The following is a 14,541-nucleotide window of genomic DNA, read 5'->3' as shown; positions in this document are numbered from 1 at the left end:
TGTTTTGAATGGGTTAGTGCGAATGCGTTAGCGTCTTGTTTACCAATTTCGTCAATTTCCTGATCCATCGAGAGAGCGCCGGGGGGCGCGGTGGAGACCGAAATGACTGAGGTGGGGCGAAACGGCGACCAGGCCGTGCTGGAAACATTGATCATCGGGCAGAGCCCGGCGACGGTCCGACTGCGCGAGATGATCCGCCGCGTCGCCCGTTCGAACGCATCGGTCATGCTGTGCGGCCCGTCGGGGTCCGGCAAGGAACTGGTGGCCCGCGCGATCCACGACGAAGGCGCCCGGTCGGGCAAGGCCTTTTCGGCGATCAACTGCGGTGCGATTTCGGCCGACCTCATCGAATCCGAGCTCTTCGGCCATGAAAAGGGCAGCTTCACCGGCGCCCATGCCCGCCGCACCGGCCATTTCGAGGCCAGCGAAGGCGGCACCATCTTTCTCGACGAAATCGGCGACATGCGCTTCGACATGCAGGTCAAGCTGCTCCGCGTGCTCGAAGAGCGGACGATCGTCCGCGTCGGCAGCAGCGAGGTCCGCCCCATCGACGTGCGCGTCATTTCGGCGACGCACCAGGATCTCGGCGCCGCGATCGCCGATGGCAAGTTCCGCGAAGACCTGTTCTTCCGGCTCGGCGTGGTTGTGCTTCAGGTCCCCAGCCTTGCCAGCCGCGTCGAGGATATTCCCGCGCTGATCCGTCATTTCCAGCGCAAGATGCCCGCCGACGCCAAATGCCGCTACGACGATGCCGCGATGGCGCTGCTGATGCAGCACGACTGGCCGGGCAACGTCCGCGAGCTACGCAACTTCGTCGAGCGCGCCAGCGTGCTCCACGGCGGCGAAACGCTGGGCATCGAGGATGTCGCCATCCTGATCAACCCCACGGCCGCGCTCCAGCCGCGGCGGACCGCGCCCGCGGCGCCGGTGGCGATGCCGATCGAGTGCGACGACGCCGCGCCCGCCATGCCGTTCGGCAAGACGCCGGCGCCGGGTCGCCCGATCGACCTCAAGCGCGAGATCGAGACGATCGAGCTCGAACAGATCCACGTCGCGCTCGACCTGGCCGACGGCATCATTTCGGAGGCCGCACGCCTCCTGACGCTCAAGCGCACGACGCTGATCGAAAAGATGCGCAAATATGGAGTTCAGCAACAGGCAGCCTGAGCGTCCCCACCCGTCTCAGTGCCGCTGAATCGGCACCGGTTCGCTTCCCACCCCATACCAGTCCCCACCTTGGTCGCGGGGCAGGGGAGCGAGCCGGTGCCGTACCCGTTTGCGCCGATGATTTTCCCGATGTTTACGATAGTGCCGCGCAAGGGCGCACCAGCGGCCGGCCCCGAGGGTCGGTCCTAGCGCAATTGCCGCCAGGCGCCGCTGACCGTCTGGATCCCGTCGAGCAGTTCGGCCAGCCCGTCGGCATCGTTCGCCGCGACCGTCTTGTCGAGCTTGCGCCGCATGCTGGCATAGACGCGCGACAGCGCGGCGGCGACGTCGCCGCCTGCCTCATGGTCCAGTCCCGCGTCGAGCCCGATCAGGATCGCGCGCGCGCGATGCGCGGGTTCGGTGGCCGAGATCGGCTGCCCCTGCCGGACCATCGCACCGAGCACGCCGACGGCGACCTCGAGCTCGTCGTAGAGCATGGTGACGAGTTCGACCGGGTCCGCGCCGGCGGCGCGGCTTTCCGCCTGCATGCGGCGATAATGACCCGTCGCCCGGACGGTCGAAGCGGTGGCTGCCACGATCGTCGCCCTCAGCTCTTATACTGATTGTTCCAGATCTCGATCTGTTGCTCGAGATAGGATTGGGTCGCCTTGAACGCCGCCAGCTTGGCGTCGAGACCGCCGAACTGCTTTTCGAGCCGCGCCTTGTAGGCGCTTTCGCGCAATTCGATCGCCTCGAGCTGCTCGGTCAGCGTTTCGGCCTTGTCGGCGAGCGATTTCGAGACGCGGTCGATCACCCCGTCGGTCGCGATCGCCTTGTCGCGGATCGCATCGAGCGCAAAGGCGATGCCGGGGTCGCTCGTCTGGTTATGCGTCGCATCGCGGCGCGGGTTGAAGATCGCTTCGACCGCGCCGGCATCGGCCGCCAGTATCTTGTCGAGCTTTGCCGTGTCGAGCGCCAGCGTCCCTTCCTTGGTGGTCGCGATGCCGATGTCGGTCAGCTTGTTGATGCTGCCGTGGCTGGTGAGCACCTTGCTCATGAGATTGTTGAGCTCGCGCTCGAGTTCGCGCAGCCCCGTGGTCGCCCCCGACAGCTTGGTCGCTGCGGTAATGCTGGTCTTGAGCTGGTTGTACACCGCGACGAAATCGCCGACGGTCTGCTTGATCATGTCGAGCGGGCGGCTCGCGCCGATGTCGACCGGCTGGCCGGGAGCGGCCTTCTTGAGCGTCAGCGACATGCCGGGGACGACGTCGTCGACGATGTTGGTCGCGCGGCTGAAGGCGATGCCGTCGATCATGAACCGGGCGTTCGTCGCCGACTGGCCCAGCGTCATGCCGCCGCCCGAACCATAGGAAAGTGCGGTGAGGCCGGGATCGGCGCCCGCGTCGGCGGTCAGCGTGAAGCCGTTCGCTTCGCCCGTCGGACCCTTGACGATCATGCGATGCCCGCCCTCGTCGGCGATGATCGACGCGGTGACGCCCGCGCCGCTCGCGTTGATCGCATTGGCGAGGCCGTCGAGGCTGTTGTTGGTGCTGCCGATCGAGATCGTCTTGGCGACCCCGCCGACGGTCAGCGTCATCGTCCCGGTGCCGATCGCGGCGGCCTTGTCGGCGACGATACCCGAAAACACCGTCTGCGCGCGCGCGAGCTGGGTCACCTCGACCGTCGCCGAGAAGCTGTCGGCGGTCATTCCGGCGCGCGCGGTCGCGCCGAGCACGCTGTCGTCCGAAACCGTCGGGGTGCTGCGCAGCGTCCCGTCGGATATCATCTGTTCGAGCGAGTCGGCAAAACCGACGAGGTCCGATCGCGCCTGTCCGAGCGCGCTGATCCGCGCCTGGTTCTGCTTGGCGAGCTGGGCGACGCGCTCGACCTTCGGTGCGCGCGACGCGGCCGACAGGTCTGCGACCAATTGCGCGACGTCGACGCCCGATCCGAAGCCGAGGCTGTTGGAGATTGAACTGACCATGGTCTGTTAACGGCGCGGCGCGGCGGCGATTAAGCCTGTTTTCGCCCCTCGGGGTCGAAGCGGTGCGAGGCGGGCACATCGACCGCGGGCTGCGCGAGCCCGTCGGCGACCGCGCGTTCGAGGCGGAAGACGAAGGCGAGGATCGTCGCGACCGCGACGAACAATTCCTCGGGGATCGTCCGCCCGGCGCGTGCGGTGAAATAGATGGCGCGGCAGAGCTGCGGATATTCGAGCATCGGGACGTTGGCGGTGCGCGCGAGGTCGCGGATCGCGAGTGCGACGTCGCCGCGCCCGCGCGCCACGACGACGGGCGCGGCATCGACCCCGGGGCGATAGCGCAGCGCGACCGAAAAATGGGTCGGGTTGGTGAGGATCACCGTGGCGTCGGACACCGCCTTGCGCGCCGAACCGCTCAGGATTTCGTGCGCGCGCTGGCGCTGTGCCTGCTTGAGTTCGGGGGCGCCGTCGGACTGGCGCATCTCCTCCTTCACTTCCTGCTTGCTCATCATCAGCCGCTTGCGCCGCTGCATCCATTGCACGGGCACGTCGATCAGCGCGATCACGACCAGCCCGCCGGCCATCGTCATCACCGCCTGGCCGACCGCCTGGCCGGCGAGGCCGATCGCACCGTTGAGGTCGCTCGCGGCCATCTGAACGATCGCGGGCAGATTCTTTGCGACGAGCCAATAGCCGATCGTGCCGAGCAGCAGCACTTTCGCCAGCGCTTTGCCCAGTTCGGTCGCGCCCTGCGCGCCGAACATGCGCTTGAGCCCGCTCATCGGGTTCATGCGGTTGCCCTTGAAGGCGAGCGCCTTGCCGCGCCAGCCCATCGAACCGAGCAGCGCGGGACCGGCGACGGCGGCGAGCAGCGCCGCGGCGAACAGGCTGGCGAGCGGCAGAACGACATAGAAGCCGACACGCAGCAACGCTTCGGCCGGGGCGAAATTCGCGATGTCGCCATGGTCGATCGTCAGTCCGCGCGTCACGACCTCGCCCGCCGAGCGCACGAACCAGCCGCCCGCGGCGAGCAGCCAGCCCGCGGCGACGAGCATCATCAGCGCGGTTGCGAGTTCGCGCGACATCAGCACATCGCCCTCGCGCGCCGAATCGGCGAGTTTCTTGGGCGTCGGAAGTTCGGTCTTCTGGTCCTTTTCGGTCTGCCCGGCCATCGATCAGCCCGCCGCGACCATGCGCGCCGCATCGAGCGCGTCGGAGAGGATCTGGGCCAGCGCTTCGGCCATCACCGGCGTCGCGACGCCGAGCAGGATGACGCCCGCGAGCAGGGTGGCCGGAATGCCGACCGCGAACAGGTTGAGCGCCGGCGCCGAGCGGCCGATCACGCCCATGATGATCTGGACGAGGATGAGCACGAAACCCACGGGCAGCGCGATCGTCAGTCCGGCGGCGAACATCAGGCTGCCGAAGCGGATGATCCCGCCGATCGCATCCCACGAGGGAAAGGCGCCGCCGGGGGGCAGCGCGTCATAGCTGTCGACGATGATCGAGATCAGCACGAGGTGGCCGTCGGCGGCGAGGAAGATCGCGGTCGCGAGCATCGAGAGAAACTGGCCGATCGCCGAGCTGGCGGTGCCGCTCAGCGGATCGACCATCGACGCGAAGCCGAGCCCCATCGCATTGCTGATCGCCTCGCCGCCGAGCAGCGCCGCGGCGAGCCCCATCTGGAGCACGAAGCCCATCGCGAGGCCGATCACGACCTCGCCGGTGATCAGGATGAAGCCGGGGAAGGAGACGAGCCCGTCGGCGGGCAGCGTCATGCCCGAGGCCGCGACCGCGGGAACGCCGACGGCGAGCGCCATCACGAGACGGAGCTGGATCGGCACATTGGTCGCGCCGAATACCGGGGCCGCGAGGAAGGCCGCGCCCGGGCGGATCATGCCGAGCATCCACAGCTGGAGCATCGCTTCCACATTCGGGATGTCGGCGGGGTTCATGCCGGCTTATCGGACGAGCGTCGGAATCTGGGCGAAGAGTTCGCGCGTGAAGTCGGTGAGCAGGACGAGAATGCTGCCGCCGAAAATCGCGAGGCAGATCGCGGCGACGATCAGCTTGGGCACGAAGGTCAGCGTCTGTTCGTTGATCGAGGTCGCCGCCTGGACCATGCCCAGCAGCACCCCGACGACGAGCACGGGGATCAGCAGCGGGGCGGTCGCGAGCGCGAGGATCCACAGCGACTGCTGCGCGACTCCGATGAAATAGTCGGCTTCCATGCCGCTACGTCCCGAAGGAGGAGGCGAGCGAGCCCATCGTCAGCGCCCAGCCGTCGACGAGGACGAAGAGCAGCAGCTTGAAGGGCATCGAGATGATCGTCGGCGACAGCATCATCATGCCGAGCGACATCAGCGCCGACGCGACGATCAGGTCGATGATCAGGAAGGGCAGGAAGATCAGGAAGCCGATCTGGAAGGCGGTCTTGAGTTCGCTGGTGACGAAGGCGGGGAGCAGGATCGAGAAGGGTACGTCCTTCGGGCTCGCGTAGCTGGGCGCCTTGGCGATCTTGGCGAACATCATCAGGTCGGACTTGCGCGTCTGGGTCAGCATGAAGCCGTGCAGCGCGTCGCCCGAACGCACCACGGCGGTGCCGATATCGATCTGTTCCTGGCCATAGGGGGCGATCGCGACGCGGTTCACTTCGCTGATCACCGGCTGCATCACGAACAGCGAGAGGAAGAGGCTGAGACCGACGAGAACCTGGTTGGGCGGGGTCTGTTGCAGCCCGAGCGCGTGGCGCAGGATCGACAGGACGATAATGATCCGCGTGAAGCTGGTCATCATGAGGAGCAGCGACGGCAGCACCGTCAGCAGGCTCATCAGGACGAGGATCTGGAGCGAGAGGCTCAAGGGGCGGCCGTCGCCGCCGATCTCGTTCACCGCGCGGCTGAGGCCGTCGGCGGTCTGGGCATAGGCCGAAGGCGCCGCAACGAGCAGCGCGAGGCCCGCGCCGAGCGCGACGGGACGAAGCCAGCGGCTAGTCGACATGGAAGTCGCCCTGGCTGTTGTCTGCGAGGCGGGTGATGCCGCTCCGCGACACCGCCAGCAAGATGCGCTGGCCGGCGAATTCGACGACGGTGAGCTTGCTCCCGGGACCGAGCGGCAGCATGTCGATCATCTCGATCGCGCGCGCGCGCTTCGCGCCCTGTCCGGGCAGCTGCAGCGTGCCCATCTGGACCTTTTTCCACAGCCAGAGGCTGCCCCACGCCATGCCGCCGACGAGCGGCAGCAGGATCAGCAGGCGCAGGATATATTCGAACATCAGGCCCTCCGGTCGAAACCGGCGAGCCCGCGGTCGGCGGCGACGACCTCGGCGACCTGGATGCCGTAGCGCCCGTCGACGTTGACGATCTCGCCGCGCGCGATCAGCGTGCCATTGGCATAGATGTCGAGCAGGTCGTTGGCGGCGCGATCGAGTTCGACGACGCTGCCTTCGCTCATCGAGAGGAGCTCGGCGAGCGTCATCGAGGTCGAGCCGACCTCGACCGACACGCGCAGCGACACGCCCGCGAGCAGGTCGAAATTGGGCGCGGACGCGATGTCCTTGTTGCCGCGGCGATCGCGGGCAGGGGCTTCGCCGATGTCACTCATGGTCCGGTCCTTTTTCGATCGCTTCGATCATGATGGCGGCGTTGCCGTTGGCTTCGCCGATGGAACCGACCGCGAAATTGCGACCGGCTACGGTTATCGGAACATTGCGCGGAATGGTTAACGGAATGATATCACCGACCTCCAAACCGAGCAGTTTGACCAAAGAAATTTCGGGACGGGCGAGAACCGAGCGCACCGGAAGGCGCACGCCCTTGAGCGCGCCGTTCAGCGTCGCGTTCCAGGCGGCGTCGACCGGCGGCGTTTCGCGCGCGTCGGCGGCGGGTTCGACGTCGGCGATGCCGCGCAGCGCCGCGACCGGATAGGCGCAGGCGATCGTCCGGCCGTCGAGCACGCCGCCGCGCAGCGTGAAGCGCTGGACGAGCAGGTCGTCGTCGGCGCGCACTGCAGCAAGCTTGGCGGGATCGCTGGTCACGCAGTCGAGTTCGGGCGCGAGGCCGATCCTGTCGCCCCACGCCGCGGCGAGCTGCAGCCCCATGTCGCCGCCGAGTCGGGCGGCGAAGCGCTCCTCGGCGTCGGTCAGTTCCTCGCGCTCGCTCGCGAGCTGGCCCTTGCCGCCGTAGAAGATGTCGACGAGCTGGAGAAGCAGCGCGCGCGAACCGGCAAGCAGGACGGGACCCTTGAGCGGCTGGGCGTGATAGCGCCAGAAGATCGCAGGGGCCGACGCGCTGCACCAGTCGGCGAAGCGCATCTGCTCGGCGTCGGCGCGTTCGACCTGAACGGTCGGTGCGCCGAGCGCGCGGATCAGGTCGCGCAGGCTGCGCGCAAACTGGTTGGCGACCGTCTCGAGCAGCGGAAAGGCATAGCCGTCCTCGGCCTTGCGCAGCAGCAACGACGCCTTGGCGTCGGTCGCCGCCGCGGCCCTGGCGGCCGGCGCTTTCGGCGCCTTGAAGGGATTGCCCTTGGCGCTCACTGGATCACCATGCTCGTGAAATAGACATTGTCGATGCCGCCGAAGCCTTCCTTGTCGCGCAGCACGGTGTTGATCGCGCCCGCGAGCTGGCGTTGCAGCTGCTGTTTGCCGTGCGAGGTGGAGATCAGCGCCGGATCCTGTTCGGCGAGAACCATCAGCACCGCCGAGCGGATCGGCACTTCCTGGCGGCGGACGTTCGCGATCACCTTGCCGTCATAATAGGTCGACAGGCTGATCCCGACCTGGAGGAAACCCGACCCGTCGGCGAGGTTGGTCGTGAAGGCCTGCTCGATCGGATAATAGGTGATCTCATATTTGCGCGGGTCGACCTTGTAGCGATCGTTGGGAACGATGACGGTGCCGACCTTCGGCGGCGCCTCCTCATTCTTCTTCGCCTCGGGCGCGGCCTCGCCATCGGCGCTGCGCTTGACCAGCCGGGGATAGAAATCCTCGGGCTTCGGCGGGGAGGCGGCCATGCCGACGCCGAAATACAGCCCCGCACCCGCGCCGGCGCCGATCAGCACCGCCGCCCCGACGGCGATCATCAGCAGCTTCTTCATCTTGCCCTTCTTCACGGGTTCGGCCTCGGCCTTGTCCTTGCTCATCGTTCAGCTCCTCGTCAGGCAAAGCGGCCGCGGCGACCCGCGGCATGTTCGGTTTCGCGCGCGTCGGCGCGGTCATCGGCGGTTTCGATCAGGTGCGCGGCGTCGGGGGCCGGGGCGCGGCCCTGGCCGTGCTGCGACTGGCGCCCGGTCTCGTTGGGGGTGCAGTTCACCTGCGCGTCGGCAACGCGGACGCCCTGCTGGCGCAGGTCCTCGACGAGGCGCGGCTGCGCGGCGGCGACGATCGTGGCCGCCGCCTCGTTCTGCGTGTCCATCCGGACCGTCACGCCCTCGTCGCCCGCCATCATCGCGACGTCGAGGCGGCCGAGGTGGCGCGGCATCAGGCGAAAGCTGACCTCGTTCGTCGCCGATTTGGTCGCGGCGATGTCGGAGGCGAGCTGTTCGATCCAGGCGTCGTCGCTCGTGAGATCGAGCGTGCGCTCCGCAACGATGACGGGCTTCGCCGCCTCGGCGATCCCCGCCGCGGAGGCCGCGGGCTGGGTGAAGAGCACCGCCATCGACGGCTCGGCGGCGGGCCGGGCCGCCTGCGGTTCGGCGGCGGCGAGTGCCGGTGCCGGCAGCGGCTGGGCGGCGTCGCGCGGCCGGGGCGTGACCATCGGCAGCGCGGCGGCTTCGTCGCGGCGCGCGGCCGGGCGCGATGCGCTTTCCGCGGCGGGTTTGGGGGCGGCGGGCGTGACGGTCGCGGGCGGCGTCGGCAGCCCGGGCAGGGCTGCTGCACCGGCCTCGGCGTCTGCGCCGGCCGCTTCGCCGTCGGCGACGGCTTCGCCCGGCTGCGCGCCGGCGGCAGGCTTGGCGGGCTGCGCGGCAGTGGGGGCGGCAAAGCGGCCGATCGCGTCGACCAGCCAGTTGGCGGCGGTCACGGCATCGTCGGCGGTCGGAACATCGGCTTTCGGCGCCGGGGCGACGGCGCCGGTTTCAACTTCGACCTGTGGTTCGGGAGCCGCCGCCGGGGGCAGGGCGAGGGCGGGCTGCGCGGCCTGCGGTGCCGAGGCGGCCGCGGCATCGGGCAGCGCCGGAGCCGATCCGGCGGGCAGGGTGAAGGCCGGCAGGGCAGCGACCGCGCCGGTTGACGCGGGCGCCGCCGCATTCGCCTGTACGGCGACGAGTTGCTCGAACCCGCCCGCTTCGCCGGCGCCCTGCGGCAGCGGCAGCCCCGTCGCCGCGAGCGGCGCGAGCAGCGTGGGAACCGAGGTTTGCGGCAACGCGCCCATCATGCGACGCCGCCGTCGATCAGGCGCAGCCGCATGCCGCCGCGCGCGCGGTGCGGACGGTTGGCGTCGCTGCGGCGTTCCATTTCGGCCTCGGCGGATTTGCGGCTGCGTTCGTAGAGGCGCACCGCCGATTCTTCCTTGGCCATCGCGCTCTGCGCGAGCGCCCCCATCTGGTCGCGGCGCGCGCTGGCGCCCGCCAGCGGCGCGACGAGGTTTTCCTTGGCCATGTCGAGCCGCATACCGAGCTCGCCGATCGTGTTGAGCGCGCGCCCGGCAACCGCTCCCTTCGCCATCGCGAGGTCGGTGCGTAGCGTTTCGAGGCGCTTCGCGAGTTCGACAAGGTTCGCGAGCTCGCCATTGGCGCGCGCAAGATTGGCCTCCGCCATCTGATGTTCCACGCTGCGAACGCGAATGATCCGTTTGCGGCGCGCGGTGCGAGAGGTCATGCACTATATCCTTCTACGAGGGTTTGACGGGAAATTTCGAAATCGACCTGAGCCTTGGCCGGCTGCGACACGAAGGCGAGCTGGTCGGCGCGGCGGGCGATGGCTTCGTCGAGCACCGGATCGCCCCCGGCGACGTAGGCACCCATCAGCATCAGGTCGCGATTTTCTTCATAGGCCGACCAGAGCTGGCGAAAGCGCGCGGCGGCGGCGGCATGTTCGGGATCGACCGAGTCGACCATCGTGCGCGACAGCGATCGCGCGACGTCGATCGCGGGATAGACGCCCTGTTCGGCCATGGCGCGCGACAGGATGATGTGGCCGTCGACGATCGCGCGCGCGCTGTCGACCACCGGATCCTCGATGTCGCCGCCGTCGGCGAGCACGGTGTAGAGCGCGGTGACCGATCCGCCGGTCTGGCGGTCGATGCCGGCGCGTTCGCAGAGCGAGGGAATCAGGGCGAAGACCGACGGCGGATAGCCCTTCATCGTCGGGGGCTCGCCCAGCGTCAGCCCGATCTCGCGCTGCGCATGCGCGACGCGGGTCAGGCTGTCGATGAGCAGGAGCACCTTCTTGCCCTCGTCGCGAAAGGCTTCGGCGATCGCGGTCGCGCGCATCGCGGCGCGCAGACGAAGCAGCGGCGGATGATCGGCGGGAACCGCAACGACGACCGATTTCTTGCGTACCGCGGGAGGGAGCTTGGTTTCGACGAAGTCGCTGACCTCGCGGCTGCGCTCGCCGATCAGCCCGACGACGATGACGTCGCAGTCGGTGCCGGCGATCATCTGGCCCATCAGCACCGACTTGCCGACGCCTGAACCCGCGACGATCGCGACGCGCTGGCCCTCGCCGACGGTGAGCAGCCCGTTGATCGCGCGCACGCCCATGTCGAGCGCGCGGGTGACGCGACCGCGGCGCAGCGGATTGACCTTGCGCCCGGCGAGCGGCCACAGGAATTGCGACTTGACCGGCGGGCGGCCGTCGAGCGGATTGCCCTGTGCGTCCATGATGCGGCCGAGCAGGGCCTTTCCGACGGGAACCATCGACGATGCGCCGTGCGGCTCGACCGGCGCGCCGGTGACGAGCGGCTTGTTCATGTCGAAGGGCAGGACGAGGCTGCGGTGGCCGCGAAACCCGACGACCTCGCCATAGACATAGTCGTTGTCGGCCGACTTGATGCGGACGTTGCTGCCCAAGGGCTGCGGGAAACCCGACACCTCGAGCATGATGCCCTCGTGCGCGACGAGCGTGCCGATGCGGCGCGGGCTGGCCCTGGCGATGTCGACGGGGGCGAGCAATTGCTGCGCCGAGAGGGCGAGGCGGCGGGTCATGCGGCGTCATCCTCGCGGCCGAGTGCGGCGCGCAGTTCATTGAGATAGACGGCGCGGCCATGTTCGATCCAGCCCGCCGAGGTTTCGATGCGGACGGTCCCGCGGAGCATCGCAGGGTCGGCCTCGATCGGCAGGCGGATGTTCGCATCCATCAGCAAGGCGGCATCCTGCGGATGCACCCACAGGGAGCGCGCCTTGTCGGCCTCGGCGACGAGCGCGGCGGCGATCTCGGCCTGATCCTTCAGCCATTCGGCGTCGATCGGGGCGCTGACGACGATCTGGCGGACGAGCCGCTCGACGGTCTCGGCGATGAGCTGCGCCAGTTCCTCGCTCGGTTCGTCCTGCAGCGCCTCGGCGCCCGCGACGAGCGCGAGCAGCTGCGCCCGCTCGACCGCGAACGCGGCCTCGGCCAGGCGCTGGCCTTCGGCGAGCCCCTTTTCGAACGGGTCTTCGCCGGGCTCGGCTTCGACCGGTGGCGGCACCGCGTCGGCGGTTTCGCGCGCGCGGACGGCGGGATCGAAGGACAGCGGCCGGAAACCGCCGGGCTTCGCCATCGCCATCGCGAGCGCGGTGGGAGCAAAGCTCTGGTCAGACATAGTCGTCGCCCGCGCCGGCGATCATGATCTCGCCCGACGCCGCCATCTGGCGGACGACCTGCATGATGCTCTTTTGCGCGTCGTCGACGTCGGTGCGCTTGACCATCGTCATTTCGGCCATTTCGTCGCGGATCGTTTCCGACGCGCGCTTCGACATCGTCGACAGGCAGAGGTCGACCATGTCGTCGTCGGCGCCCTTGAGCGCGATCGCGAGCTGCGCCGCGTCGACGCCGCGCAGGATGGTGCCGAGGCTGCGCATGTCGAGGTCGCGCAGATTTTCGAAGATGAACATCTCTTCCTCGATCGTCTGGGCGAGCTGGCGGTCGGCCTTCTTGAGGTTGCGGATCGTCCGTTCCGACAGCGACTTGGGCATCTTCTTCATGATCTTGGCGACGTCGCTCGGGCCGCCGATCGGCTGCTTGGCGACGCGCTGACCGCCGACATTGGCGGCGGCGAGCACCGATTCGAGATCCTCGATCGCCGCGGCGGGCACCGAAGTAAGCTGCGCGGCGCGAAGCACGAGGTCGGCCTGGAGCCCTTCGTCGAGCGTTTCGATCGCGCGGGCGGCGATGTCGGGGACGAGCACCGAAAGGATTAGCGCGCCGACCTGCGGATGTTCGCTGGCGAGCAGGCCGCTGATCGCGTCGATGTCCATCCAGCGCAGCATTTCGAGCGAGGCGGCGCTGCGCTGCGGCGCGACGGTCGCGAGGATATTGTCGGCGCGGACATTGCCGACCGCCTGCGTCATCACGGTGCGGATGCGCGTGTCGGCACCGATCGCGAGCGCGCTGACGTCGCGGCTGCGCGCGACGAAGCGGTCGAGCGCCTGCTCGATCTGCACCTCGTTGGCGTTGGCGGCGTCGAACATGCCCTTGGCGAGGAGGCGCACCTCATCGGGATCGAGATGTTTGAGGATGGTCGCCGCTTCGCTTTCGTCGAGCAGCATCAGCAGGATCGCGGCGGCCGCCGATCCTTCGACCGGGGCTTTGGCGGGGGCGCTGTCGATCGCGACGTCGAGCTCAGCCACGGGCGCCCTCCTGCATCAGCTGGCGTACGACGAGCGCGGCGCGGGCCGAATCCTGACGGACGAATTCGCGGACGAGATTGGCGCGCGCTTCGTAGCTCGGCGCCGCCTCGATCATGTCGAGCGTGATCTCGCGGCCGCGCGGGCGGGCGAGTGCAGCCGTGCCGCCTTCGCCGCCGGCGGCCGCCATCAGCGATTCCTCGAGCGCGGCGTTGCGTTCGGCGCGTGCGGCGGCGCGTGCCTTGGCGGCCTTGATCAGCGGCCGGCCGATGAAGAGGAAGGCGAGGAGCGCGATGAGCAGCGCGCCGACCTGCTGGACCAGCGGGAGGAACCAGCCCTGTTCGTAGAAGGCGGGCGCGGCATCCTCGATCTTGGCGAAGGGGCGCTGGCCGATCGCGACCTGATCGCCGCGGTTGGCGTCGAAGCCGATCGCGCCCTTGACCAGATTGTCGATCTTGGCGAGGTCGCCCTGGCTCAGCGCCTTGCTGCCCTGATTGAGCGCGACGGCGACCGATACGCGGCGAAGCTGGCCCTGCGGGCGGTGCGTCACCGAAATCTCGCGGCCGACTTCATAGGCGCGGGCGGCATTTTCGTTGCTGCTCGTCTGGCCGCCGGCCGGGGCGGCGCCGGGAGCAGGCGCCGCGTTGAGGGTCGAGGCCGGCGGGGGCTGGTTCGACAATGCGCCGGGAATGCCGACGGCGGGCGGCGAGCCTTCGCCGCTGACCGAGCGCGTCACCTGTTCGCTGCGCAGCGCGCGGTCGTTTTCGGGAAAGCTTTCGCGCGTCGCCTGGCTTTCGGACATGTCGACGTCGGCGTGAACCTCGACGGTATAATTGCCGGCGCCGAGCATCGGGCCGAGCAGGCTGTCGAGCGCGCGGCGGAAGCGATCCTCGACCTGCGTCTGGAGCTGGAAGGCCTGCATGTCGCTCGACGTCGCGCTTTCGGAGAGCAGCGCGCCGCGCTGGTCGATCACCGACACCTGATCGGCGTTCATGCCGGGAACCGACGAGGCGACGAGGAAGCGGATCGCCTGCACCTGACCATCGGACAGGGTGCGACCGTTCTGGAGCGTGAGCATCACCGACGCGGTGGCAGGCTTGTCCTCGCGGACGAACAGGCTGGGTTCGGCGGCGGCGATGTGAACGCGCGCGCCCTTGACCGCGTCGATCGCCTCGATCGTGCGCGCGAGGTCGGCTTCGCGCGCGCCGCGCAGCGTTTCGCCCTCGATCGCGCGGCTCGCGCCCATCGGGAGCGAACCGATCATCTCGCTGCCGTCGGCGCCCGCCTTGGGCAGGCCCTGGCCGGCGAGCGCGATACGCGCCTGGTGGAGCTTGTCGGCGTCGACGGTGAGCGCGCCGGTGGCGGGATCGATCGTATGGCCGATGCCCTGCGCGGTCAGCGCGTCGGCGACCGCGGCCTTGTCGGCGTCGGCGAGCCCGGCAAAGAGCTGGGTCTGCGGCGCGGCGGCGGTCGCGAAATAGGCGAGCGCGGCGATGCCGATCGCCGCGGTCGTGGCGATTGCGGGGAGCGCGCGCTGGACGGCGGGCTGGCGCACGAACTGCTGAAGCGGTTCGAGCCGGCCGCCGAAGCTGGGGACGGGGAGGCGGTTGGCGCCCGTATCGACGGGGGTCAGGGCTTGGGTCTCGGCCATG

At 68.9% G+C, this 14,541-nt stretch carries 17 protein-coding genes; 1 reads left to right on the top strand and 16 read right to left on the bottom strand.

What is annotated here, in order from left to right; translation table 11 throughout:
• The first annotated feature begins 102 nt into the window (after positions 1–102).
• Positions 103–1,167 (top strand): sigma-54 dependent transcriptional regulator, encoded by a 1,065-nt coding sequence (locus tag EAO27_RS10890; RefSeq protein WP_242769364.1) that lies wholly within the window; start codon positions 103–105, stop codon positions 1,165–1,167.
• 185 nt (positions 1,168–1,352) lie between these two features.
• On the opposite strand, the gene EAO27_RS10885 is transcribed toward EAO27_RS10890, so the two are convergent.
• From EAO27_RS10885 to fliF, 16 genes are read right to left on the bottom strand one after another with little or no spacing between them, the layout of a single operon-like run.
• Entirely contained in the window at positions 1,353–1,742 is a 390-nt protein-coding gene (locus EAO27_RS10885; RefSeq protein ID WP_242769362.1) for a flagellar protein FliS, read from the bottom strand.
• Between the two features lie 11 nt (positions 1,743–1,753).
• A complete protein-coding gene (gene fliD, locus EAO27_RS10880; protein ID WP_242769360.1) occupies positions 1,754–3,130 on the bottom strand; it encodes a flagellar filament capping protein FliD in 1,377 nt (458 codons plus the stop codon).
• A 29-nt stretch (positions 3,131–3,159) separates the two neighbouring features.
• The gene (locus EAO27_RS10875; RefSeq protein WP_242769358.1) at positions 3,160–4,299 is read right to left on the bottom strand and encodes a flagellar type III secretion system protein FlhB; all 1,140 of its coding nucleotides are present in this window, start codon (positions 4,297–4,299) and stop codon (positions 3,160–3,162) included.
• Between the two features lie 3 nt (positions 4,300–4,302).
• Positions 4,303–5,082, bottom strand: coding sequence for a flagellar biosynthetic protein FliR (gene fliR / locus EAO27_RS10870; RefSeq protein ID WP_242769356.1), 780 nt, complete (start codon positions 5,080–5,082; stop codon positions 4,303–4,305).
• A gap of 6 nt (positions 5,083–5,088) precedes the next feature.
• Complete coding sequence (locus EAO27_RS10865; RefSeq protein ID WP_242769354.1) at positions 5,089–5,358, bottom strand: flagellar biosynthetic protein FliQ; 270 nt, start codon at positions 5,356–5,358, stop codon at positions 5,089–5,091.
• Between the two features lie 4 nt (positions 5,359–5,362).
• Positions 5,363–6,127: a flagellar type III secretion system pore protein FliP gene (fliP, locus tag EAO27_RS10860; RefSeq protein WP_242769351.1), complete on the bottom strand. Its 765-nt coding sequence runs from the start codon at positions 6,125–6,127 to the stop codon at positions 5,363–5,365.
• Positions 6,117–6,401, bottom strand: coding sequence for a flagellar biosynthetic protein FliO (locus EAO27_RS10855; RefSeq protein WP_242769348.1), 285 nt, complete (start codon positions 6,399–6,401; stop codon positions 6,117–6,119). The genes fliP and EAO27_RS10855 overlap by 11 nt, the downstream gene beginning before the upstream one ends.
• A complete protein-coding gene (gene fliN, locus EAO27_RS10850) occupies positions 6,401–6,730 on the bottom strand; it encodes a flagellar motor switch protein FliN (RefSeq protein WP_242769345.1) in 330 nt (109 codons plus the stop codon). Before fliN ends, EAO27_RS10855 begins: the two co-directional genes overlap by 1 nt.
• Positions 6,723–7,661: a flagellar motor switch protein FliM gene (locus tag EAO27_RS10845; RefSeq protein WP_242769342.1), complete on the bottom strand. Its 939-nt coding sequence runs from the start codon at positions 7,659–7,661 to the stop codon at positions 6,723–6,725. The genes fliN and EAO27_RS10845 overlap by 8 nt, the downstream gene beginning before the upstream one ends.
• Positions 7,658–8,266, bottom strand: coding sequence for a flagellar basal body-associated FliL family protein (locus EAO27_RS10840; RefSeq protein ID WP_242769340.1), 609 nt, complete (start codon positions 8,264–8,266; stop codon positions 7,658–7,660). Before EAO27_RS10840 ends, EAO27_RS10845 begins: the two co-directional genes overlap by 4 nt.
• Before the next feature lie 14 nt (positions 8,267–8,280).
• A complete protein-coding gene (locus EAO27_RS10835) occupies positions 8,281–9,498 on the bottom strand; it encodes a flagellar hook-length control protein FliK (RefSeq protein ID WP_242769338.1) in 1,218 nt (405 codons plus the stop codon).
• Complete coding sequence (locus tag EAO27_RS10830; protein WP_242769336.1) at positions 9,495–9,941, bottom strand: hypothetical protein; 447 nt, start codon at positions 9,939–9,941, stop codon at positions 9,495–9,497. The genes EAO27_RS10835 and EAO27_RS10830 overlap by 4 nt, the downstream gene beginning before the upstream one ends.
• Positions 9,938–11,269, bottom strand: coding sequence for a FliI/YscN family ATPase (locus tag EAO27_RS10825; RefSeq protein ID WP_242769334.1), 1,332 nt, complete (start codon positions 11,267–11,269; stop codon positions 9,938–9,940). Before EAO27_RS10825 ends, EAO27_RS10830 begins: the two co-directional genes overlap by 4 nt.
• Positions 11,266–11,865, bottom strand: a complete 600-nt coding sequence (locus EAO27_RS10820; protein WP_242769332.1) for a FliH/SctL family protein — start codon at positions 11,863–11,865, stop codon at positions 11,266–11,268. Before EAO27_RS10820 ends, EAO27_RS10825 begins: the two co-directional genes overlap by 4 nt.
• On the bottom strand, positions 11,858–12,892 hold the full coding sequence (locus EAO27_RS10815; protein WP_242769328.1) for a FliG C-terminal domain-containing protein: 1,035 nt from the start codon (positions 12,890–12,892) through the stop codon (positions 11,858–11,860). The genes EAO27_RS10820 and EAO27_RS10815 overlap by 8 nt, the downstream gene beginning before the upstream one ends.
• Entirely contained in the window at positions 12,885–14,540 is a 1,656-nt protein-coding gene (fliF, locus tag EAO27_RS10810) for a flagellar basal-body MS-ring/collar protein FliF (protein ID WP_242769324.1), read from the bottom strand. Before fliF ends, EAO27_RS10815 begins: the two co-directional genes overlap by 8 nt.
• Between the last annotated feature and the right edge of the window lies 1 nt (position 14,541).

This window comes from Sphingopyxis sp. YF1 (genome assembly GCF_022701295.1).
GTDB lineage: Bacteria > Pseudomonadota > Alphaproteobacteria > Sphingomonadales > Sphingomonadaceae > Sphingopyxis.
The sequence above is the reverse complement of the archived record's forward strand: the minus strand, read 5'-3'. Positions and strand labels throughout refer to the sequence as shown.